21 protein-coding genes and 1 tRNA gene are annotated in these 23,147 nt (G+C 58.5%); 10 read left to right on the forward strand and 12 right to left on the reverse strand.

From position 1 onward, the window contains the following. The first annotated feature begins 23 nt into the window (after positions 1–23). From N2599_RS16320 to N2599_RS16330, 3 genes are all read left to right on the forward strand, one after another. Entirely contained in the window at positions 24–980 is a 957-nt protein-coding gene (locus N2599_RS16320) for an acetyl-CoA carboxylase carboxyltransferase subunit alpha (RefSeq protein ID WP_027512364.1), read from the forward strand. A gap of 199 nt (positions 981–1,179) precedes the next feature. Continuing rightward, the gene (locus tag N2599_RS16325) at positions 1,180–2,418 is read left to right on the forward strand and encodes a L,D-transpeptidase family protein (RefSeq protein ID WP_027512365.1); all 1,239 of its coding nucleotides are present in this window, start codon (positions 1,180–1,182) and stop codon (positions 2,416–2,418) included. 5 nt (positions 2,419–2,423) lie between these two features. Then, positions 2,424–2,648: a sulfurtransferase TusA family protein gene (locus tag N2599_RS16330; protein ID WP_027512366.1), complete on the forward strand. Its 225-nt coding sequence runs from the start codon at positions 2,424–2,426 to the stop codon at positions 2,646–2,648. 2 nt (positions 2,649–2,650) lie between these two features. Here the strand turns inward: N2599_RS16330 and N2599_RS16335 are convergent, their stop codons facing one another. Further along, complete coding sequence (locus N2599_RS16335) at positions 2,651–3,802, reverse strand: CobW family GTP-binding protein (RefSeq protein WP_027512367.1); 1,152 nt, start codon at positions 3,800–3,802, stop codon at positions 2,651–2,653. Positions 3,803–3,813: 11 nt separating this feature from the next. Continuing rightward, the gene (locus tag N2599_RS16340; RefSeq protein WP_027512368.1) at positions 3,814–4,920 is read right to left on the reverse strand and encodes a D-alanyl-D-alanine carboxypeptidase family protein; all 1,107 of its coding nucleotides are present in this window, start codon (positions 4,918–4,920) and stop codon (positions 3,814–3,816) included. Here N2599_RS16340 and N2599_RS16345 point away from each other — a divergent pair. From N2599_RS16345 to N2599_RS16355, 3 genes are all read left to right on the forward strand, one after another. Next, the gene (locus N2599_RS16345) at positions 4,890–5,096 is read left to right on the forward strand and encodes a hypothetical protein (RefSeq protein WP_167333929.1); all 207 of its coding nucleotides are present in this window, start codon (positions 4,890–4,892) and stop codon (positions 5,094–5,096) included. The genes N2599_RS16340 and N2599_RS16345 overlap by 31 nt on opposite strands. Beyond that, a complete protein-coding gene (locus N2599_RS16350; protein ID WP_027512369.1) occupies positions 5,071–6,234 on the forward strand; it encodes a M20 aminoacylase family protein in 1,164 nt (387 codons plus the stop codon). The genes N2599_RS16345 and N2599_RS16350 overlap by 26 nt, the downstream gene beginning before the upstream one ends. Positions 6,235–6,305: 71 nt before the next feature. Further along, positions 6,306–6,382, forward strand: a tRNA-Arg gene (locus N2599_RS16355). Between the two features lie 42 nt (positions 6,383–6,424). Here N2599_RS16355 and N2599_RS16360 read toward each other — a convergent pair. The 4 genes from N2599_RS16360 to N2599_RS16375 all read right to left on the reverse strand — a co-directional run bounded on the left by N2599_RS16360 (position 6,425) and on the right by N2599_RS16375 (position 12,205). Further along, entirely contained in the window at positions 6,425–7,975 is a 1,551-nt protein-coding gene (locus tag N2599_RS16360) for a SpoVR family protein (protein ID WP_027512370.1), read from the reverse strand. Beyond that, positions 7,972–9,249 (reverse strand): YeaH/YhbH family protein, encoded by a 1,278-nt coding sequence (locus N2599_RS16365; protein WP_027512371.1) that lies wholly within the window; start codon positions 9,247–9,249, stop codon positions 7,972–7,974. Before N2599_RS16365 ends, N2599_RS16360 begins: the two co-directional genes overlap by 4 nt. Before the next feature lie 19 nt (positions 9,250–9,268). Next, the gene (locus N2599_RS16370) at positions 9,269–11,212 is read right to left on the reverse strand and encodes a PrkA family serine protein kinase (RefSeq protein WP_027512372.1); all 1,944 of its coding nucleotides are present in this window, start codon (positions 11,210–11,212) and stop codon (positions 9,269–9,271) included. A 477-nt stretch (positions 11,213–11,689) separates the two neighbouring features. After that, a complete protein-coding gene (locus tag N2599_RS16375; protein WP_027512373.1) occupies positions 11,690–12,205 on the reverse strand; it encodes a DUF992 domain-containing protein in 516 nt (171 codons plus the stop codon). A 332-nt stretch (positions 12,206–12,537) separates the two neighbouring features. Here N2599_RS16375 and N2599_RS16380 point away from each other — a divergent pair, with 332 nt between their 5' ends. Then, positions 12,538–12,702, forward strand: a complete 165-nt coding sequence (locus N2599_RS16380) for a hypothetical protein (RefSeq protein WP_167333930.1) — start codon at positions 12,538–12,540, stop codon at positions 12,700–12,702. 82 nt (positions 12,703–12,784) lie between these two features. Here N2599_RS16380 and N2599_RS16385 read toward each other — a convergent pair whose 3' ends face one another. Further along, complete coding sequence (locus N2599_RS16385) at positions 12,785–13,051, reverse strand: BON domain-containing protein (RefSeq protein WP_027512374.1); 267 nt, start codon at positions 13,049–13,051, stop codon at positions 12,785–12,787. 70 nt (positions 13,052–13,121) lie between these two features. Then, positions 13,122–13,772 carry a hypothetical protein gene (locus tag N2599_RS16390; RefSeq protein WP_027512375.1) on the reverse strand — a complete coding sequence of 217 codons (651 nt, stop codon included), beginning with the start codon at positions 13,770–13,772 and terminating at the stop codon, positions 13,122–13,124. 317 nt (positions 13,773–14,089) lie between these two features. On the opposite strand from N2599_RS16390, the gene dxr reads away from it, so the two are divergent. Next, on the forward strand, positions 14,090–15,283 hold the full coding sequence (gene dxr, locus N2599_RS16395) for a 1-deoxy-D-xylulose-5-phosphate reductoisomerase (protein WP_027512376.1): 1,194 nt from the start codon (positions 14,090–14,092) through the stop codon (positions 15,281–15,283). Between the two features lie 35 nt (positions 15,284–15,318). On the opposite strand, the gene hemA is transcribed toward dxr, so the two are convergent. From hemA to N2599_RS16415, 4 genes are all read right to left on the reverse strand, one after another. After that, positions 15,319–16,533: a 5-aminolevulinate synthase gene (hemA, locus tag N2599_RS16400; RefSeq protein ID WP_260307459.1), complete on the reverse strand. Its 1,215-nt coding sequence runs from the start codon at positions 16,531–16,533 to the stop codon at positions 15,319–15,321. A 208-nt stretch (positions 16,534–16,741) separates the two neighbouring features. Next, entirely contained in the window at positions 16,742–17,539 is a 798-nt protein-coding gene (locus N2599_RS16405) for an FAD binding domain-containing protein (protein WP_027513819.1), read from the reverse strand. 12 nt (positions 17,540–17,551) lie between these two features. After that, positions 17,552–19,897, reverse strand: coding sequence for a xanthine dehydrogenase family protein molybdopterin-binding subunit (locus N2599_RS16410; protein WP_027513818.1), 2,346 nt, complete (start codon positions 19,895–19,897; stop codon positions 17,552–17,554). Positions 19,898–19,982: 85 nt separating this feature from the next. Beyond that, on the reverse strand, positions 19,983–20,474 hold the full coding sequence (locus N2599_RS16415; RefSeq protein WP_027513817.1) for a (2Fe-2S)-binding protein: 492 nt from the start codon (positions 20,472–20,474) through the stop codon (positions 19,983–19,985). Between the two features lie 269 nt (positions 20,475–20,743). Here N2599_RS16415 and N2599_RS16420 point away from each other — a divergent pair, with 269 nt between their 5' ends. Beyond that, entirely contained in the window at positions 20,744–20,998 is a 255-nt protein-coding gene (locus tag N2599_RS16420) for a YMGG-like glycine zipper-containing protein (RefSeq protein ID WP_027513816.1), read from the forward strand. Positions 20,999–21,162: 164 nt separating this feature from the next. Continuing rightward, positions 21,163–23,085, forward strand: a complete 1,923-nt coding sequence (locus tag N2599_RS16425; protein WP_027513815.1) for an autotransporter assembly complex protein TamA — start codon at positions 21,163–21,165, stop codon at positions 23,083–23,085. Positions 23,086–23,147: the final 62 nt, after the last annotated feature.

The following is a 23,147-nucleotide window of genomic DNA, read 5'->3' on the forward strand; positions in this document are numbered from 1 at the left end:
CACAAGGAACGGAAACGCACCTCATGCACAACTATCTCGACTTCGAAAAGCCGATCTCCGACCTCGAAGGCAAGATCATCGAACTGAAGAAGCTCGCTTCCGAAGACGAGAGCATCGATACGTCCGATGAGGTCGGCAGGCTGGAAATTCGCGTGCGCGAAGCGATGGTCGATATCTATTCCAAGCTCAATGCCTGGCAGAAAACGCAGGTTGCGCGCCATCCGCAGCGCCCGCACTTCGTCGATTATGCAAAGACGCTCTTCCAGGAATTCACGCCGCTCGCCGGCGACCGCAAGTTCTCCGAGGACGCAGCGATCCAGGCAGGCCTTGCACGCTTTCGCGGCCAGCCGATTGCCGTCATCGGCCAGGAGAAAGGCAGCGACACCAAGAGCCGCCTGAAGCACAATTTCGGCAGTGCCCGCCCGGAAGGTTACCGCAAGGCGATCCGCATTCTCGAAATGGCAGATCGTTTCAGCCTTCCCGTGATCACGCTTGTCGATACCGCAGGCGCCTATCCGGGCGTGGGCGCCGAAGAGCGCGGCCAGGCGGAAGCAATCGCCCGCTCAACTGAAATGTGCCTTGGCGTGAAAGTGCCGATTATCTCCGTCATCATTGGCGAAGGCGGCTCCGGCGGAGCAATCGCGATCGCCACCGGCAACAAGGTCTATATGCTCGAGCATTCGATCTACAGCGTGATTTCGCCGGAAGGTGCAGCGTCTATTCTCTGGCGCGATTCCACCCGCGCCAGGGAAGCAGCAACCAACATGAAGATCACGGCTGAAGACCTGAAGTCGCTTGGCATCATCGACGGCATCATTCCCGAACCGCTTGGTGGCGCTCATCGCGATCCGGATAGCGTCATCGCCGCCACCGGCGATGTCATCGCCAGCGCCCTTGCCGAACTTTCGCCGCGTTCCGGCGAGCAATTGCGCAGGGATCGCAGGCAGAAATTCCTCGCCATGGGCCGGAACCTCGCATAACTCCCACAACATACGTGACCGGATTGCGGCCAAACCTTGGCCACAATAATGTTATCTGTAACAGTCGCGCTTGCGGGATATCCTTGGGCAAGTCATAGGCTGGTAAGGAATTGTGAAGTATAAGCCGCCTATGATTCTGGGAACACCCGAACTCCATGGACGCGGATCGGGTCATATCGATTTAATGGGCTTGTTGGGAATGCGCATTCGTCATTTTGCCTATGTTTCGCTGATGGCGCTGGCTCTTGCCGGCTGCAACGACGCTTTGGACGTCACCCATACTGATCTGTCGAGGGTCAAGAACAAGGTCGAGCAGCCTTTGCCGGCGCGCATCCTCGCGGATATGAGGGCGAAAGGCATGGACCGCAATTCCCCGATCATGATCCGTATCTTCAAGGAAGAGGGTGCTCTCGAAGTTTGGAAGGCAAAGACGGACAACCGCTTCGACAAGATCGCGGATTACAAGATCTGCGCGTGGTCCGGCCGGCTCGGCCCGAAGGTCAAGACTGGCGACCGGCAGGCGCCTGAAGGTTTCTACAACCTGACACGGGCCAACCTGAACCCGAACTCCAAATATTATCTGGCGATCAACACCGGCTTTCCGAACCGCTACGACGCCGTCAACGGCCGAACAGGCTCCGACCTGATGATCCACGGCGCATGCTCGTCTTCCGGCTGCTATTCGATGACCGACGAGCAGGTTCTGGAGATCTATGCTTTCGCGCGCGATGCCTTCAAGGGCGGCCAGACAACGGTTCAGTTGCAGGCTTTTCCCTTCCGCATGACGGCAGAAAATATGTTCAAGCATCGCCTGAACCAGAACTATGACTTCTGGAAGATGCTGAAGGTCGGCTACGACAATTTCGAGATCACCAAGCGTCCGCCGGACGTGAATGTCTGCGAGAAGAAATATGTCTTCAACCAGCAGCTAGCTGACGGCAGCGGCGCTTTCAATCCGGCGGGCCAGTGCCCCGCGATGTCCACGCCTCCGGCACTGGCGTCGGCCCTTGCCTCCTATAACAAGATATACGCGGGCGACTTCGCCAGGGCTGAAAAGAAGTTCGAGGGTATGGCTTGGTACGACCCGACCGAAGCCGAGCGGAAGGCCGTCGTCGCCAAGCAGCGCAAGGGCCGCGAACTCGCTTATGCCCCGACCGGCACCTCGCTGGAAGCGGGACGCATGGTCAAGGTGGCCGAACTCGAAGAAATGATGTCGAAGCCGGCTGCGCCCGTGGCAAATGCCACGGCTACCGCCTCCGCAACGCCGGCACCGACAGCTGCACCCGCTGAGAACAACGCGACGGCAGTTGCAGCGGCCGTGCCCGCCAATGTTCCCGTTCCCACGCAGAATCCTCTGGCCTTCGCACCGGAACCTCCTCCGCAGGAAACGGCCGAAGCCGCCAAGAAGCCGTTCTGGAAATTCTGGGCCAGGAACTGAGCGGCTTGGACGCCGTTTCCTATGACCTGCGCGGCCTGAAATGCCCCCTGCCCGTGCTGAAAACCCGCCGTAAGCTTTCCTCCATGGCAAGCGGCGCGCTGATCCGTGTCGAAACGACCGACCCGTTGGCGGGAATCGACATTCCCCATTTCTGTAAGGAAGAAGGCCACGAACTGCTGGAAACGGTGAAGACCGAAACCGGCCACCGTTTCCTGATCCGCAAGGGATAATCTCAAATCTTCATGCCGGGAATGGCGAGCGGATTATCGTTGAGTGCTGTGCGATCCGGGGTGTCGATGCGCGGTTTTCCGAGGAAAGCATCGAAGAGAGTCTTCACGAAATCCTCCGGCAGATCCTTGGTAATCAGCACCATGCGTGTGCGCCGGTCGGCCGGATCCGGCCAGGCCGGAAGACGCATCGGCGGGTGAAAGATATTCTGCACGCCATGCAGGACCAAGGGTCTCTCCGGCCGGTCTGAGACCGCAATGATCGCCTTCATGCGCAACAGCTTTTCGCCATGCGCGGAGCGCAACAGGTCGATGAACATTTCCAGCGCCATCGGCTCGATCGGTTTGTCTTCGACGATCGAGAACGATTGGATCGAGGTGTCGTGACGGTTCACATCATGCGGATCCTGGTGGTCATGATCATGGTGGTCATGATCATGGTGGGCGTGTTGGTGGTGGTCATGATGGTGAGGCGCGTCATGCTCATCCTCATCGCGAAGCCATCGGCTGACATCGGCAATCTTCGCCGCCGGATCGTACAGGCCGTTTACGAGAATCTCCACGCTGCCGGCTTGCGCGCTATCTGCATCCAAGAGCGCCGCCCGTGGATTAAGCTGGCGCAGCCGCGTTTTCAGCGCGGACAACAGCTCAGCGATCGCCATCGACCTTTTCGATACGATCAAACGATCAGCGACTGCGGCTTGCTTGCGTGCCTCCTCGTGATTGTCGAGCGTCTGCAGCCCATTGACCGCATCGATGACTGTCACGACACCGTCGAGTTCGAAATTGGTGGCGATGACCGGGTTGCCCATGATCGCCTGCATCACCGGCGCCGGATCAGCGAGGCCGGTAGTTTCGATCACGACACGCTTCACGGGCTTGACCCGGCCAGTCTGCACCGCATCCATTAGATTTGCCAGCGTATCGACGAGTTCACCGCGCACCGTGCAGCAAAGGCAGCCGTCCGAAAGCTCGATGATCGCATCGCCCGAGCTTTCGACGAGCAGATGGTCGATGCCGACATCGCCGAATTCGTTGATGATCACGGCGGCATCCTTCATCGCCGGATCCTTCAGGACCCGGTTCAAGAGGGTCGACTTACCGGCGCCAAGAAAGCCGGTCAGGATAGTGACCGGGATTTTGTCATGAATCCTCATCTGGCTTTACCTTAGAAGGAGGTCGGACGCGGCAGCGGCACCGGCACATTAGCAAGGTCGCCGATTGCGTCGGCCTTCGCCATCTTGTCCGGCTGAACGTCCTGGCCGGGGACGAGGCCGGCGAAGACGTAGCGTGGCTCATGGTCCATTTCCAGGATATAGGGCGACTGCACTTTCATGCGGCCGACCTCGTCGCGCGTTTCGCTGCGCACCTTGGCACCTTTTGCGCTGCAGATATCGGCGCTTATGTCGGTGACCTGATCCTGCCCCGGCCCATATGGCTTCAACGAACCCAAGGTATCGGTTGCCGGAAACTGCGTCACAAAGCCCTTCTGCAACAGGTTCGCCGTCGCGTCCGCGCGAGCTGCAAGACTGTCTGTACCGAGAACGACGGAAATCAGGGTGCGGCCGTTACGGGTCGCCGAGCCGATCTGATTGAATCCCGAGGCACAGATAAAGCCGGTCTTCATGCCATCCGCACCGGCAAAACGGCCGATCAGCAGGTTGATGTTCGGCGTGTTCGTCTTGCCATTGGAGAAGCCTTCAAGCGCGAAATAACCCGCATATTGCGGGAAATCGCGTCGTAGCGCGACGGTCAGGACTGCGAGATCGCGCGCCGTGGTGTATTGGCCTTTACCCGGCAGGCCGTTCGGATTGACGAAATGCGAATCCGACATGCCGAGCTTTGCTGCTTCGGAATTCATGCGTAGGACAAAGGCATCCTGGGTACCGGCGACGGCCTCTGCCACGGCAACCGCGACGTCATTCGCCGACTTGATCATCAGGATCTTCAGCGCGCTGTCTAGCGTCAGCTTCTGCCCCGGCTTGTAGTACATTTTCGCGGCTGGCTGCGCTGCCGCCTGCTTGCTGATGACGATCGGCGTATCGAGGCTGATCTCGCCGGCACGGATTGCGTCGAAAACTGTATAGACCGTCATCAGCTTTGTCAGCGACGCCGGATACCATTTGCGGAATGCTTCTTCATGCTCCAGCACCCGGCCGCTCTGAACATCGACGAGGATTTGCGGATTGGCCTGCGCCAGCGGGACCGAAAGGAGAAGAAAAGCGGCGGCTGCGGAGGCTGCGAATGAAATCAAACGATTCTGGCGCGTTGACACGGTTCGTCCCTAAGATGTCCGGAAATCTCGAAAGCTTCACCTATTTAGCTTATATGGCCATGACATGGCAAAGGTCATTGAATAAGTTATTTTCGCGGCGCAACATCCCGCAAGCCGCCGGACAATCCAATTTCGTACAGGAAGTTATGTATGCCGATTTTGAACAGAGCCGCTGAATTGCAAGCCGAAGCGACCGAATGGCGCCGCCACATCCATGCACGGCCGGAGCTTCTTTTCGCGGTCGAAAACACGGCGGCTTTCGTTGCCGGCAAGCTCAAGGAATTCGGCGTTGACGAAATTGTGACCGGCATCGGCCGCACCGGCGTCGTCGGCCTGATCAAGGGCAAGGGAAAAGGCCGTCGTGCAATCGGCCTGCGCGCCGACATGGACGCCCTGCCGCTGACGGAGATCACCGGCAAGCCGTGGGCCTCGACGACGCCGGGCAAGATGCACGCCTGTGGGCATGATGGGCACACGGCGATGCTACTCGGAGCCGCCAAATATCTTGCAGAAACGCGCAACTTCAACGGCAACGTCGCGGTGATTTTCCAACCGGCCGAAGAGGGCGGCGGCGGCGGTAACCTGATGGTCCAGGACGGCATGATGGAGCGCTTTAATATCGAGGAGGTCTATGGGATGCATAATCTGCCCGGCCTTTCCGTCGGTCAGTTCGCCATCCGCAAAGGCCCGATCATGGCGGCGACGGACGAATTCACGGTGACCATCAAGGGCCGTGGCGGCCATGCGGCCCAGCCGCACCGGACGATCGACCCGATCGCGATCGGCGCGCAGATCGTCACCAACCTGCAGATGATCGCCTCGCGGAGCGCCGATCCCCTGCGTTCGGTTGTCGTCTCCGTCACCAAGTTCAACGCGGGTTTTGCCCACAACGTCATTCCGAACGACGCACAGATCGCCGGCACGGTCCGCACGCTCGACGCCGAAGTCCGCGATCTGGCGGAAACCCGCCTCAAGCAGATTATAAACGGTCTCGCCGCCGCCCATGGCGCAGAGGCCGATATCGGCTTCCACCGCAACTATCCCGTCACCGTCAATCACGACACGGAGACCACCCATGCGATCGCCATCGCGACCGACATAGCGGGCGCGGCGAACGTCAATTCTGAAATCGATCCAATGATGGGAGGCGAGGATTTCTCTTACATGCTGAACGCCCGTCCCGGCGCTTTCATCTTCATCGGCAACGGCGACAGCGCGGGCCTTCACAACCCGGCCTATGATTTCAACGACGAAATCATAGGCCACGGCATCTCCTACTGGGTCCGCCTTGCCGAACAGCGTTTGGGCGCGTGAAATCTATACTCGATAAGAACTTCAAAAAGGCTTGGCTTCGCGTCAAGCCTTTTGTATGCATGACACGGAGTGGTCCCGTAGCTCAGCAGGATAGAGCACCAGATTCCTAATCTGGGGGTCGCGCGTTCGAATCGCGCCGGGATCACCAAAACACTTTCGTCCAGAGAGAACCCTCAATGAGAATGGTTTATCACTGAATGGGCTTGCGGGGGCTCGCCGTGTGTTCCTTCACCACTTCATTTGAACTATCGATTTCCTGAAGCAAAACATCATAGCCCCAAAGGTTGGCGAGATGCTGCAGGACGAGCTTCGTATCGGCTTCCTGAAGAAACCAATCGTTCGTGACATTGTGGCGCAAGAGAAGGCGGCGGTCACCGGCAAGGTCGACATCGACGATGTCTATTCCGGGGTCGATCCAGCCGATGTCGTATTCGCGGGAAAGCTGACGGCGGATGCGCCGATAGCCGCGTTCGTCATGGATCGCTGAAACCAGGATTCCTTCTTCCTGCTCCGGATCATCGTAAAGATGGAAGAGACGCCATTGCCGGATCAGGTTGGGGCTCAGGAACTGATTGATGAAACTCTCGTCCCGATAATCGGCCCAGATGTCACGCAATACGGACATTGCATCGCCGCGTCCGGCAATGTCAGGGAACCACGCCCTGTCCTCCTCTGTCGGCGCAGTCACGATCCGCTCGATGTCCTGCATCATTGCAAAACCCAGCGCATAGGGATTGAAGCCCGAGAAACGGCGATCGTCGTAGTTGGGCTGGAACACGACATTGGCATGCGACTTCAGGAATTCGAGGAAGTTTCCATCACTGATCTGCCCGCGCTCGTGAAGCCTGTTCATGATCCGATAGTGGACGTAGGTGGCTGTTCCCTCGTTCATCACCTTGGTCTGGCGTTGCGGGTGAAAATACTGCGCGACATGGCGGACGATGCGCAGAATCTCACGCTGCCACGGCTGCAGTCTCGGCGCTGATTTTTCGAGGAAGTAGAGGATGTTATCCTGAGGAAGGCCAAGGGCGAGGCGTCTCTTCTCCAAGCCGACATCGGCTGCCGTGCGCTTCTTGCCGGTGGGAACAGTGCGCCAAAGATCGTTGAATACCTGCTCCTCATGGACACGGCGCTCCTGTTCCCGCCGTTCCTCGTCACGAAGGTCGACCTTCGTTTTGCCGGCGTGCCGGTGCACCCCATGCGACATCAGCGCGTGCGCGGCATCGAGCGTACGCTCGACCTCAACTTCGCCGTAGCGCTCCTCGCAGCGGGCGATGTAAGCCTTGGCGAAATTGAGGTAATCGAGAATGCCATCAGCATCCGTCCAGAGTTGGAAAAGATAATTGTTCTTGAAGAAATGGTTGTGCCCGAAAGCGGCGTGCGCGATGACCAATGTCTGCATCGTCGCCGAATTTTCCTCCATGAGGTAGGAGATGCAGGGCGAACTATTGATGACGATTTCATAGGCAAGGTCGCGCATGCCACGGCGGTAGAAAGCCTCGTGATGAGCGAAATGCTTGCCGAATGACCAATGACGATAAAAGAGCGGCATGCCGGTCGATGAGTAGGCATCCAGCATCTGTTCCGATGTGATGACCTCGATCTGGTTTGGGTAGACATCCAGGCCGAGTTCGCCGAGCGCTATCTCCTCGCAGGCATCATGAATGCCCTGCAGCGTTGGAAAATCCCAGTCGGAACCGTTAAACAGCAGTCGCTCCTTTGACATCGCCGTAGTCGTCATGGTGCCACCTTCGACTGTGCATCACGCTTCTGGAAAAGCTCGTGGAAGACCGGGAATATTTCATTTCGTTGGCACACCTTGCGCATGGAAAGGGGTACCTGTTCAGAACGGATACCTTCGTAAAGCGTCCAGAGCGGCGAGCGGGAGACAGAGGAGTCACTATCTTCCTCGCCGACCTCGATATAGGCGAAATACTGGCACAGCGGCAGAATCTCGTGCCGCAGGAGTTGCCCCGTCATGGTACCGTCCGAATAGGAGTTGTCACCATCGGAAGCCTGGGCGGCATAGATGTTCCACTCGGCTGGGTCGAAACGCGCCGCAACGATCGCGCGCATCGCCGCAAGCGCGCTTGATACCAGCGTACCACCCGTCGCCGGACCATAGAAGAAGGTTTCCTCATCCACCTCCTCGGCCTTGTCCGTATGGCGGATGAAGACGATCTCGACCTTCTTGTAGCGCTGCGACAGGAAAAGGTAGAGCAGCAGATAGAACCGCTTCGCAAGATCCTTCATATGCTCCGACATCGAACCGGAGACGTCCATCAGGCAGAACATAACGGCTTTCGCCACGGGCTTCGGTTCGGTTTCGAAGCGGCGATAGCGCACATCGAGCGGATCGATATAGGGAATGCGGCGGCTTTTTTCCGTCAACGCTTTGAGCTTAGCCTCAAGAGCTCCGCGTTTCTCGTCGTCTTCGCATTCCTCGATCTCGCGCCGAAGCGCCTCGATCTCCTGGATGCGCGGGCGGCGAAGCGCGATCCGCCGCATCATCGCCATCCGCGTCGTGCGGCCGACGGCGAGGTTGGACGGCGAACCGGACACCGAATAGCCGGCCCGCACGGGACTTTCCTCTTCGGTTTCGGTCAACCGCCGCTTGGCAAGATCAGGCAGTTCCAGATCGTCGAGAAAGACGTCGAGGAATTCTTCACGCGTCAGCACGAAACGGAAACCATCCTCGCCATCGCCTTCGCCTGCCTCTTTCGGTCTCCCGCCGCTTCTGCCCGGCGGCCGGGGAATGATATCCCCTTCAACAAAAGCTCTGTTTCCCGGCAAAATTTGATCGCTGATGCCGCCCTCACCCCGACGGAAACCCGGCTCTGTCAGACCGTCAATCGGCAAGGTAATTTCGCCACCGTCGAGCACATCCCGAATATTACGGCTTTGCAGAGAACGTTTCACCGCCTGCTGCACGGCGCTTTTCGCGCGCCGAAGAAACCGTTGACGATTTTCTAAGCTTTTACCGCGCGGATTAAGCCGGCGGTCGACAATGTGCATGATGGCTCCCGCGTGAGCGTTAACTTGCCTGCTTCACGCGCATGTACCAATCCACGAGGCGCCGAACCTGTCTTTCGGTGTAGCCGCGCGTGGTCATGCGCGAAACGAATTCACTGTGTTTCTTCTCGGCTTCGCCGTCCTTCTTCGTGCCGAAGGAGATGACCGGAAGCAGATCCTCGACCTGAGAGAACATGCGTTTCTCGATCACTTCCCTGATCTTTTCATAGCTCGTCCAGGACGGGTTTTTCCCGCCGTTGTTCGCCCGCGACCGCAAGCAGAACTTGACGATTTCGTTACGGAAATCCTTCGGGTTGGCGATACCCGCCGGCTTTTCGATCTTCGTTAGTTCCTGGTTAAGCAGCTCCCGGTCGAGGAGCTGGCCGGTATCCGGATCCTTGAAGTCTACATCCTCGATCCAAGCATCGGCGTAGTCCACGTAGCGATCGAAGAGATTCTGTCCGTAATCCGCATAGGATTCCAGATAGGCTTTCTGAATCTCGTTGCCGATGAACTCCGCATAGCGCGGCGCAAGTTCGGCTTTGATGAACTCCATGTAGCGTTTCTCGGCTTCGTCGGGAAACTGCTCGCGGCGGATCGCCTGTTCCAGAACGTACATCAGATGAACCGGATCGGCCCCCACCTCGCTCGTGTGATGATTAAAGGTCGAAGCGAGCACTTTGAAGGCGAAACGTGTCGATATTCCGTCCATTCCCTCGTCAACGCCGGCCGCATCCCGATATTCCTGGACGCTGCGTGCGCGCGGGTCGGTTTCCTTCAGGCTTTCGCCGTCATAGGACCGCATCTTGGAAAAATATGTCGAGTTCTCATGCTTGCGCAAGCGCGAAAGCACCGAAAAGCGCGCCAGCATCTCGAGCGTCCCCGGCGCACAGGGAGCCTCCGCGAGTTCCGATCCTTCGATCAGTTTCTCGTAGATCTTCTTCTCCTCGGTCACGCGGAGGCAATAGGGCACCTTGATGACGCAGATACGGTCGATGAAGGCCTCATTGTTCTTATTTGCTTTGAAGGTCTGCCATTCGGCCTCGTTAGAGTGCGCTAGAACAATGCCCGAAAAGGGAATGGCGCCGATATTTTCGGTACCGATGTAATTTCCTTCCTGCGTCGCTGTCAGCAGGGGATGCAGCATCTTGATCGGCGCCTTGAACATCTCGACGAATTCGAGCAGGCCCTGGTTGGCACGGTTGAGTGCACCGGAATAGCTGTAGGCATCCGGATCGTTCTGCGAATAAGTTTCAAGCTTGCGGATATCGACCTTGCCGGCCAGCGAAGAAATATCCTGGTTGTTCTCGTCGCCGGGCTCGGTTTTGGCGATCGCGATCTGGCGCAACCGTGAAGGCTGCATTCTGACGACGCGGAAACGGGAAATATCGCCACCGAACTCGTCAAGCCGCTTTAGGCACCATGGGCTCATAAGTCCGGTCAGCCGCCGCATTGGGATGCCGAATTCTTCAAAGAGAAGGGAGCCCATCGTGGCTGGATCAAAGAGGCTGAGCGGACTTTCAAAAACAGGGCTGACGTCGTCGCCTGCCTTCAGCACATAGATTGGATGAACCTCCATCAACTGCTTCAACCGCTCGGCGAGCGAAGACTTGCCGCCGCCGACCGGACCGAGCAGATAAAGGATCTGCTTACGCTCCTCGAGCCCTTGCGCGGCATGCGTGAAGAAGGAAACGATACGCTCGATCGTCTCCTCCATGCCGTAAAAGCCGACGAAGGCTGGGTAGGTCCGGATTGTCCTGTTCATGAAGACCCGGCCGAGGCGCAGATCCTTGGCGGTGTCCAATACCTCCGGTTCGCCTATCGCCGCAAGCAGACGCTCCGTCGCATTGGCATAGGCAAGCGGCTCCTGTTTGCAGAGCGACAAGTATTCTGCGATGGACATCTCTGTTTCGCGCCGCGTTTCATAGTTACGCGTAAACGCATCGAACACGGATTCATTCAGCATGGGCCCTCCATTCAAGGTTTATGCCACAGGCTCCCGAAATAGCCGAACCACTGCAATGGCAACGACATTTCGTTGAGAATCAATATGTTTCGTGGATTGATTGGACACCCGTCGGCCGTCTATGGCAATGCACAAAAATGTGCATCCACCGGTCGTTTGGCTCCAATCAAACTAACTATAGTATATCCTAATTCGTAAGGCGCCAGTGCGATATCAGCACATTTCAGGACGTGACATGAGGCCGCAAAGAGCTTCTAATGCCGCTTCTGTTGATTCCCGCACGTCGAAAGATACCACGTGTGGTCAGTTGCGCTTACGATTTTGACTTCACCACAAGCCGACATGAACAGCCCGGACCGCAAGCCGTGCATGGTCCAGCGGTCGCTTTTGCTACATTTGCCGACTAAAAACATCAAACTCCTCATCTGGGTTAGCCTAGCCCCCTCCGTTGTGACGGAAGGGGCAGAACGGAACTTGTCAGGCGGGCGTGAGCGTCATCGACGCGCTGGCCGCTGCAATGTTGAGACCAAGTTGGCCTGTTACGCTGAGAGGCTGGAGATGAATCGATCCAGCAGTACCACCGACCAGGACATTCGCACCGACGCCTGCGCCAAGCGTCGCTTCCGCCGCGGCGCCGACATAAAGGCCACCGAGCGAGCCGCGATGATAGCCGGCAGTCGGCGCGAAGACAGCCCAGGCAAGACGGCTGCGGGTCGTAAACCCGAGATCTATGCCAAGTTTTCTGATGTCGCCTGTATAGTGGTCAGAAATCTCCTGACCAGCACTCGATGTGAAGACGCAATCTGCCTCCTTCGCTGAACCGAGTACATAGCCGAAGCCGCCGCCGATATCGCATGTCAGGAAGCCAATCTTGACCCCGCCGCGCACGTCCGGCTCTTGGTAGGTCCGGATCACGTCGGCGGCAGTTGCAGCCGTCACGCATGCTTGGGCCAGCGATGCCGCAGCAACTATCATCGCAATGGTCTTTTTCATCATGGTCTCCTTCTAAAATCATGGCTGGGAATAGCATTGGGCTCAGCCGGCGAAGAACAAACTCTGAAACACATAACGTGTCTCATCGAAGAATGATCCAAACTGTCTTCACTTATCTGCACATCGTAACGCCGTGCCTGGTTGCAAGCGCGGGCAGCCACACTGCTCACATTGCAAACGGGCATTTCGAGGGCACAGCCTAAATCGGCCTGACCCGATATCCATTTCCCCCGGCAAGTGACGGAAAAGCAACATCGGCCATCACGCTCACGACGTCGTTGCGGAACTTTGAAACATGGCCGGCGTTGGGAGCGAAATGGGAGTGTTTCGTCATGCGTACAAAGATGACCATCCTAGCAATTGCCTATATCGCGATCAGCGGCCTGTTGCTCGCAATCGCTCATCAGTCGTCCGGCCCGATCACCACCGAAAAGACCGACCGCGCCAGCGGGGCCGGCACCGGCTCGGTATTCCTTGCCGAGCGCTTTGCCGGCTGATTCGGCTGGGCGCAAACTGCTGTTGCAAAGGAGCCCCTACTTTCCAGTAGTCTGTTATGGCTGACGGCACTTCGTGGCGTATTCAGCCAAGCAAGATCCGGTTTCGAACAGCATGCACGCCCGGAACGCCTCGTGCGACAGCCGTTGCGCGTTCGATTTCATCGACGGTGCCAACCGTGCCGGTGAGCACGATGTCGTCGCCTTCGGCCGTCACTTCGACGTCCGAAGCGTCGATGCCGCCAGCCGTCGCAAGCGCGCCGGCCACGGCCCTTTCAAGCGATGCATGATCGACCGATTCCGCCGCTATTCCAGGCTGCTTCCCGTGGAATGTAGCCTCCTTGAAGATCATGGTCGTTCCTCCTGTTGGATTGCGGAGAAACGCGAAAACAGCCAGCTTGGTTTCAGCCGCCGAAAGGCACCTACCAGCTTACCCGGTAATTGACGTTGACGCTGGCCGAGCTGCCGGATGAAAGCGGATTGGTGACCGCCGCATTGAGATTGAGGTTCGGAAGAATAGTCTGGCTGACACCGACTGAACTCGAAAAATCCCTGCCGAAATCCGTCACGCTGCTTCCTGCAGAAATCGACGTTCCAGTCCCCGGATAGATCAGTTTCAGAGCCTGAGTTGCCGTCACCGACGTCTGACGTGTTTCGACAGCATCGTAATCGACGTTGACAAACCGGCTTGTCTGCAGGTCGAGCGAGTCCGATAGGATGAAGCTGCGCGAGCGGCTGAGCATCAGCGACCCGCTGCCGCGCAGCGTATCGATCCGGAGGCTTGCATCCTGCTGCGCCTTTCCTGTCGGTGTGACGCGGGCCTTGGTGATCTTCCCCCAAAGCGTCGCCTGTTCGGAGCCGGGCTGGATGGCCTCGCCATCGGTCGATGCGAGCGCCAGGTCGGCGCCGGCACTCGTTTCCCATTCGGATGGAAGACGAAAGCCCATCGTTGTCTTGTAAGACTGCTCGGAAACCCGCACTGGAGTCCAGATCAGAAGATTGTCCGCCTTGGCCGGAAGAGCCCCCAAAAGGCACAGGCCTGACAATAATAATGTTCTCTTCAACATAGTCATCAAAATCCAATCGCGCCAAGCGCGCAATACGCAAAAACCCGCGCGATGCACGCTTTCGCGCGTCCTCTCACTCCTCCCGTTTTTATGAACTGGCCCAGCATAAGGTGCCGTTGCCATGCAGCGCGGCAGCAGTCGCAGCGACTGCTGAACAACTGCGGCATCCTGTGGAAATCCTGCAGGAATTGTTATCAGGATCACATCCGAGGCTCGTTCTGTAAACCACTCAACGGTAGAAAAGTGCTGCACTGCACACTTGCCGCCCATTTCAAAGCCTTGTAGAGCCAGAGGCTAATGGGAAATTTTCGGCAAAAATCGGCATGACGACCGGCAGAAATGCGCCGCGGCGCCTCAGCATCTTTGGTTCGACGGGCTCGATCGGACAAAATACGCTCGATGTCATCCAGCAGCTCGGCGGCCGGGAGAACTACGAAATTTCCGTAGTGACCGGCAATGAAAACGTTGAGCTGCTTGCACAGCAGGCAAAAGCGACCGGCGCCCGGCTCGCGGTTACTGCGAACGACGGCAAATACAAATCGCTGAAAGCCGAGCTCTCCGGCAGCGGCATCGCAGTTGCGGCGGGCACTGCGGGACTGGCGGAGGCCGCCGACATCGAAGCGGACTGGGTCATGGCCGCCATCGTCGGCACGGCGGGGCTGGTGCCGACACTGGCGGCAGCACGCAAGGGTGCAACGATCGCCCTCGCCAACAAGGAATGCCTTGTTTCGGCGGGCGATCTCTTCGTCAAGGCAGTGCAGAACGGCGGCGGGCGGCTGGTCCCGGTCGATAGCGAACACAGCGCCATCTTCCAGTCACTTGACGAAAATCAGCGGCACGCCGTCGAACGGATTATCCTGACGGCATCGGGCGGCCCTTTCCGCACATGGTCGCGTGCCGAGATGGCAAATGTGACTGCGGCGACTGCACGCGCCCACCCGAATTGGTCGATGGGCTTGAAAATTTCAATCGGCAGCGCCTCGATGTTCAACAAGGCACTCGAAATGATCGAGGCTAAGCACCTCTTCAGTGTCCGCCCGGACCAGATCGAGGTGGTGGTGCATCCGCAATCCGTCGTCCATTCCATGGTCGGTTATACGGATGGGTCCATCATTGCCCAGCTCGGCAGCCCGGATATGCGGACGGCGATCGGCTATGCGTTGGAGTATCCGCGTCGGCCGAAGCTGAATGTCGAGCGCCTGGATTTTGCAAAACTCTCTCGTCTGGACTTCGAAGCGCCGGACGAAAAGCGTTTCCCCGCTCTCAGGCTTGCGCGCACGGCATTGGAGCGAGGCGGCCTGCAAGGGGCCATTATGAACGCCGCTGAGGAAGTGGCCTTTCATGCCTTCGTCGAAGAACGGATCGGCTTCCTGCAGATGGCCGATATTGCCGAAGCAGTCATGGACAGGATGACTGCCACGGACGGCGCACACACGATGGATGACGTCTTTGCGGCCGACGCCGAGGCCCGCAGGCTCGCAGCGAAACTGGTTGCGCTCAACGATAAGGCCGCCTAACGGCGGCCCTGATTCAACGGAAAAGCTGATCGACTTTACGCGACTTGCCTTGCCAGCGCGCAGCGCGACCAGAGCGAATGGAGTGCCGCGACCAGTTGTTCGATGTCGGCATCGGAATGCAGCGGCGTCGGGGTGATGCGCAGCCGCTCGGTCTTCTTTGGCACCGTCGGATAGTTGATCGGCTGGACATAGACGCCGAAATTGTCGAGCAGGATATCGGAGATCCATTTGCACTTCGCCGCATCGCCGACCACCACCGGCACGATATGGCTCGGGTTCGGCATATGCGGAATGCCGCGCTGATCGAGCAGCGTTCGCAGCTTGCGCACCCGGTCCTGATGGCGGGCGCGCTCGATCTGGCTGACCTTCAGGTGCTGGATCGAGGCCACCGCACCGGCCGCCAGCGCCGGCGGCAGCGCCGTCGTGAAGATGAAGCCGGAGGCAAACGAGCGGATGAAGTCGCACAGTGCCGCCGAGGCGGCGATATAGCCACCCATGACGCCGAAGGCCTTGCCGAGCGTGCCTTCGATCACCGTCAGCCGGTCCATCAGCCCTTCGCGCTCGGCAATGCCGCCGCCGCGCGGGCCGTACATGCCGACGGCATGGACTTCGTCGAGATAGGTCATGGCGCCATACTTGTCGGCGAGATCACAGATCTCCTTGATCGGCGCGATATCGCCATCCATCGAATAGACGGATTCAAACGCGATCAGCTTCGGCGCCTTCGGATCGGCGGCCGCCAGCTTGGCTTCGAGATCGGCCACGTCGTTGTGCTTCCAGATCACCTTGCCGCACTTCGCATGGCGGATGCCCTCGATCATCGAGGCATGGTTCAGCGCGTCGGAGAAGATGATCAGCCCGGGGATTTTGGCGCCGAGCGTGCCGAGGCTTGCCCAGTTGGAGACGTAGCCGGAGGTGAAGATCAGTGCCGCTTCCTTGCCGTGCAGGTCGGCCAGCTCGCGCTCGAGCAGGACGTGGTAGTGGGTGGTGCCAGAGATATTCCGGGTGCCTCCCGCACCCGCGCCACAGTGGTCGATGGCGTTCTTCATCGCCTCGATCACCTTCGGGTTCTGGCCCATGCCGAGATAGTCGTTGGAGCACCAGACGGCGACGTCCTTCGCACCGTCCGCCGTATGGCGCGTGGCGCGCGGAAAGTGGCCGCGGTGACGCTCGAGATCGGCAAAAACGCGGTAGCGGCCTTCGGCGTGAAGCCCGTCCAGCTCGCTCCTAAAAAACCCTTCGAAATCCATGCATGTGCTCCAGTATCGCGCGACGGTTTTGCTGAGCGGACGATCGCGCGTCAACCCTTACATCACGCTTTAACATCAACTGCGGCAAATGGCCCATATTTTTGAATGATTCCAGATAAAAAGTACGCGACCACACGTCCGCGACGCTCGTCCGGAGCGCATTCTCGTATGATTGAGGGAGCCCGAAGCCGGCTCCCTTTTTGGCATGCTAACCAGCCGCAGCAACGGCGCGCTTCGCCATCACCTTCACCAGATTGGCGCGATACTCCGCGCTGGCATGCAGGTCCGACATCAATCCTGCCGGATCGACATTGACGCCCGCTATCGCGCCCGATGACCAGTTGGCACTCAACGCCTGCTCCATGGCGGGTTGGCGGAAGACACCGTTGGAACCAGCTCCTGTAACGGCGACACGCACGCCGCCCAGTCCTCTCGCGACGAAGACGCCGGTCATGGCATAACGGGACGCCGGATTCGGAAACTTCAGGTAACCGGCCTTCTCCGGTGCCTCGAAGGTGATTGCGGTGATCAGTTCGCCGTCTTCAAGCGCCGTTTCGAAAAGGCCGGTGAAGAAATCGTCGGCTGCGATCTCGCGCTTATTCGTAATGATGCGGGCATTCAGCGCCAGCATCGCGGCCGGATAGTCGGCAGCGGGATCGTTATTGGCGATCGAACCGCCGATGGTTCCCATATGCCGCACATGCGGATCGCCGATCCCTCCGGCGAGTTCGCACAAAGCGGGGCAGATCGCGCCAATAGCTGTAGAAGTAGCCACTTCCGCGTGCGTTACTGCCGCGCCGATCCGCACCCTGCGGCCTTCGACGCTGATCCCTTTCATCGCCTCTACATGGCGCAGGTCAACGAGATCGCTCGGTGCGGCAAGCCGCTGCTTCATCGTTGCGATCAACGTCATGCCGCCGGCGACATATTTGCCCTCCGTTGCACCCGCGATCATGCTGACGGCCTCATCGACTGTCGAGGCGCGGTGATAGTTCGTCTGATACATGGCCGTTCCTCCTCAATGGGTTGCTTGCGCTGCCATCCACACCTTCTGCGGCGTGGCAGGCATCGTCAGCATGTTGTTGCCGATCGCATCCGTGATCGCGTTCATCAGTGCCGGCGGCGAACCGATCGCACCCGCCTCACCGCAGCCCTTGATGCCGAGCGGATTGCTTGGGCATGGCGTGTTTTGGTGGGATATCTTGAATGACGGCAGGTCGGCGGCGCGGGGCATGGCATAGTCCATGTAGCTCGCCGTCAGGAGCTGGCCATTTTCATCGTAGTGCACGCCTTCAAGCAGCGCCTGACCGATACCCTGCGCAATGCCGCCGTGAACCTGGCCTTCGACGATCATCGGGTTGATGATATTGCCGAAGTCGTCGGCCGCGACGAACTGGATAATTTCTGTCGTGCCCGTTTCAGGATCGACTTCGACCTCGCAGATGTAGCAGCCTGCCGGAAACGTGAAGTTCGACGGATCGTAAAACGCCGTCTCCTTCAATCCCGGCTCCATGCCCGCCGGCAAATTGTGGGCGGTGTAGGCAGCCAGCGCCACCTGGAACCAGGGCAGCGTCTTGTCCGTGCCCGCCACCTTCAACTCGCCGTTTTCGATCACGATATCGCTCTCATCCGCCTCCATGAGGTGGGCGGCGATCTTCTTTGCCTTGGCCTCGACTTTGTCGAGCGCCTTGGCGACGGCTGACATGCCGACGGCACCAGAGCGCGAGCCGTAGGTACCCATGCCCATCTGCACCTTGTCGGTATCGCCGTGAACAATGGATATGCTGTCGATCGGCACGCCGAGCCGGCCCGCAACGAGTTGTGCGAACGTCGTTTCATGTCCTTGCCCGTGGCTGTGCGATCCGGTCAGGACCTCCACGGTCCCGACGGCATTGACCCGCACCTCGGCGGATTCCCAAAGGCCGACACCAGCTCCGAGGGAACCAACAGCCTGCGACGGAGCAAGCCCGCATGCCTCGATGTAACAGCTCATGCCGATGCCGCGTTTCATGCCGCGGCGCTCGGCCTCGGCCTTGCGCGCGGCAAAACCGTTCCAATCCGCCGCCTGCATCGCCGCGTCAAGCGAGGCTTCATAATCGCCCGCGTCGTAGTTCAAGATAACCGGCGTCTGATGCGGGAACACGCGGATGAAATTCTTCCGCCTGAGTTCCGCCGGCGAAACGCCAAGCTCGCGCGCCGCCGTTTCCATGGTCCGCTCGAGGAGATAGGTTGCCTCCGGGCGTCCCGCACCACGATAGGCGTCGACAGGTGCGGTGTTGGTATAGACCGTACGCACATTGGCGTGGATTGCCGGGATGTCATATTGGCCGGAAAGCAACGTGGCGTAGAGATAAGTCGGCACGCAGGACGAAAATAGCGACATGTAGGCGCCGAGATTGGCAATCGTGTCGACCTTCAATCCAATGATACGGTGGTCTTTGTCGAACGCCATCTTTACCTTTGAGACATGGTCGCGGCCATGGGCATCCGTAAGGAAGGCCTCCGTGCGGTCTGCAGTCCATTTCACTGGCACGCCGGTTTTCTTGGATGCCCAGAGACAGATGACCTCCTCCGGATAGATGTAGATTTTGGAACCGAAGCCGCCACCGACATCCGGCGCGATAACCCGCAGCTTGTTTTCCGGCGCCACGTTGTAGAAAGCGCTCATGACCAGCCGCGCCAGATGCGGATTCTGGCTGGTGGTGTAGCAAGTAAAATGGTCCTCGCCCGCATCGTAGATGCCGAGCGTCGCGCGCGGCTCCATCGCATTGGGGGAGAGACGGTTATTGACGATATCGACCTCAGTCACATGCGCTGCTTCCGCAATCGCCTGGTCGGCAGCGGCAGCATCGCCGATCTCCCAGTCGAAAATCAGATTGTTGGCCGCTTCCGGATGGATTTGCGGCGCGCCGGGTTTCAGCGCATCAACCGCCTCGATCACGGTCGGCAGTTCCTCATAATCGACAACGACCGCTTCTGCCGCGTCGCGCGCTTCGCCGAGCGAATCCGCCACGACGATCGCAACGGCATCGCCGACATAGCGCACCGTCTCTACCGCCAACGGGCGCCACGCGCCCATTTTCATCGGAGACCCGTCCTTCGAATGGATCATCCAGCCGCAGATGAGGTTGCCGATGCCATCGGCGAGCAATTGCTTGCCGTCCAGCACGTCGATGACGCCGGGCATGGTTTTTGCAGTCGAGTTATCGATGCTCTTGATCTTGGCATGCGCATGCGGACTGCGAACAAAATAGCCGTATTTCATGCCAGGCACGACCATATCGTCCGTATAGCGGCCCTTGCCGGTCAGAAACCGCCTGTCTTCCTTGCGTGCGACGCGTGCACCAACTCCTTCGACACCCATGATGTCCTCCCAATGGGGTTTCGGGCCAGGCATTCCGCCAAAAGCGATTGTGTTCGGCAGTCAGCCAGGCAATTCTGGAGAAATCTTACTCGGCAGCCTGCTTGGCGCCACCATGCATCTCCGCGTTGGCGGAAAGCACGGCCTTGACGATGTTGTGGTAACCAGTGCAGCGACAGATATTGCCTTCGAGCTCCCGGCGAACCGTCTGTTCATCTAGCTGTCCGCCGTGACGGGTGATCATGTCGACCGCGGTCATCACCATGCCAGGCGTGCAGAATCCGCACTGGAGCCCATGATGTTCCTTGAAGGCGGCCTGAACCGGATGAAGTTCACCATTGGCGGCCAAGCCTTCGATCGTCGTGACAGACGAGCCTGATGCCTGAACGGCGAGGATCGTGCAGCTCTTGACCGACTTGCCGTCCATATCGACGACGCAGGTGCCGCACTGTGTGGTGTCGCAGCCGACATGCGTTCCCGTTAGGCCAAGTTTTTCGCGAATGAAATGGACGAGAAGCATGCGCTCTTCACAATCGCCGCTCACCGCCCGGCCGTTCACCGTCAGTTTCACCTTCGCCATAATTTCCTCCTCGTGCCCTCCAGGCACAGGAGCATCATTTGACTTTTTCGCTTCGTGATCAACCGCTACTTTAGGGCGCTCTATGAAATTTGCTTCACGGATAAACGCAAGATTCCGCACGACATCTGAATCGCGCTGAAAAGAACCGTGATCACAAAAATTTCAAGCACAAGGTAGACGCCATCTTGTCGCGACATAGTTTTAACTATCAAAAAGACACGGTGGAAGGGACAGCGGCTGCCTAGGACGGCCAACCTTGGAGAAAAGAAATGAAGAAAGTAATCGCATTCGCTCTGATCGGCCTCTCGATTGCGAGTTGCACGCCGACGGAACAGGGTGCCGGGATCGGTGCGGCATCCGGCGCGGTGATCGGCGGCGTCGCCACAGGCAATGTTCGCGGAGCGGCAGTCGGCGCTGCAATCGGCGGCGTCACAGGTGCCGTCATTGGCCGCGTCTCAGAACAGCCTGGACAATGCTACTATCGCGATCGTTATGGCCGCCGCTATATCGACGATTGCCCGTAACGCCGAGATGTAGCTATGCAAGGTCCGAAAATCCCGGCTTCAAACCGGGATTTTTCATTTTTTCGTGCTAAATTAGCTCGAAAATAACTTAAATCGATACACGTCGTGCATTTTTGCCGCTAAGCTGTTAATGGCTGGGCAACGCATGTAATCAAAAGCGGCGGATGCATATCAGAGGGAAGACACCGAAATCGGGTTTTGCGTATCGGCGGGCAGGCACCATGATGGTGATCGCGGCAACGGCTGCGTTTTCACCGGTTCTGACTGGCGAGGCCTATGCATTCAAGCTTTTCGGCATCACGATTTTTGGCGAAGACGACAGTGAGAGCGAGCAGGTACCCGATCCTGTGCGCTACGACGCCGATCTCACAACCGATACCGCCGATCCCGATCTCAAAGAAGCGTTGGAGAACAGTTCCCGTCTGATCGGCGACGAAGATCGCCCGGTGTCCGGCGATCTCGGAATTGTCGTCAAGGCGCGCGACGACCGCGACCGCTTGATCGCGACGCTCTATGAGAAGGCGCGTTACGGTGGCGTCGTGACAATCACGATCGACGGAAAGAATATCGATGACCTGCCTCCCAATCCGACTTTCGATCGGTCGAAGCCAATCCCTGTTCATGTTGCAGTCGAGCCGGGACCCGTCTTCCGCGTCAAGGAAGTGCAGTTCGGCGGCGATGCTGCAAGCCGCAATCCTGCCGATTACGATTTGGCGCCTGGCGAAGAAGCCGGGTCGCTGACAATCATCAAGGCCGGTGACAAGATCGTCGAACAGTTGAAGAGCGAAGGAAGACCACTTGCGAAGCTGACCACGCGGCAAGTGGTGGCCGATCACAGCACCAGTACCGTGGATATCGTCATCGCGACGGAAGGCGGTCCGGTGGCCCCGATCGGCAACGTCGGCGTCACTGGGCAGAAAGCTGTTAAACCTGCTTTCATCCAGCGTTATTCGCGCCTCGAAAAAGGCGAAGCCTATTCTCCCGAAGCGCTCAAGAAGGCGGGCGAGCGGTTACGCGCGCTTGGCGTTTTTTCGAGCGTCACCATTCACGAAGCCGATACCCTTGCTGCCGACGGCACCTTGCCGATGACCATCGAGGTCTCGGAAGGCAAGCAACGCTATTTCGGTTTCGGCGCCAATTACTCGACGATCGACGGCATCGGGGTCCAAGGCTATTGGGGACACCGCAACCTTTTCGGCGAAGCGGAATCCCTTCGGATCGAGGGAGCCGTTGGCCGCCTTGGCGAAAACGACATCACAAATCTTGACTATTCTACAGGCATTCTCTTCACCAAGCCGGGTGCCTTTTTTCCTGCGGCAACGCTGAAGGCCGGCATTCTCGCAAAGACCGAAAATCCAGATGCCTACAACGCCTCGCTGATCACAGCGTCGCTCGGCCTGTCTCATGAACTGACCGATCAGGATATCGTCTCGGCGAGCGCTGAAATCAGCTATGAAAAGGACGATGACGCGTTCGGCGACAATGAGTATCTGACTTTCGCCCTGCCGCTCACTTACGAGCGCGATGCGCGCGACAACAAACTCAATCCCACAGAAGGATACCGGGCAACGCTCGCAGCAACACCGAGCTACGAGGCATTCAACGGCGTCATCTATTCGTCCTTCGAGGGTTCGATATCCGGCTATCAGTCAATCGGCGCGGACGACAATGTTGTTTTTGCAGGCAAGGTTGCCGCCGGCCTGTTGGTCGGCGGAGAATTGCACGAGATTGCCGCAACAAGACGTTTTTTTGCCGGCGGTGGCGGGTCTGTGCGGGGGTATGGCTTCCAGGAGATTTCGCCGTACAACGCGGAGGACGAAGCGACAGGCGGCAAATCCTATGTCACGGCCTCGCTGGAAGCGCGCGTCCGGATCACCGAAACCATCGGCGTCGTCCCCTTCATCGACGTCGGAACGGTTGGGAGCGAGGAATTTCCCGATTTTTCCGATATCCGCGCCGGTGCCGGCATCGGAATTCGCTATGCCACGCCTTTTGGTCCTCTGCGGCTTGATTTTGCCGTACCGTTGAACAAGTACGAGAATGGCACGAGTTACGGCATCTATGCCGGGATCGGCCAGTCTTTCTAGAATGCGATATTCGCGGATTTCAAACCCGCGAATGATGACGAGAACGGGGTAGTTCCTCCTCC

Source organism: Rhizobium sullae (assembly GCF_025200715.1).
In the GTDB taxonomy this organism is placed as follows: Bacteria; Pseudomonadota; Alphaproteobacteria; order Rhizobiales; family Rhizobiaceae; genus Rhizobium; species Rhizobium sullae.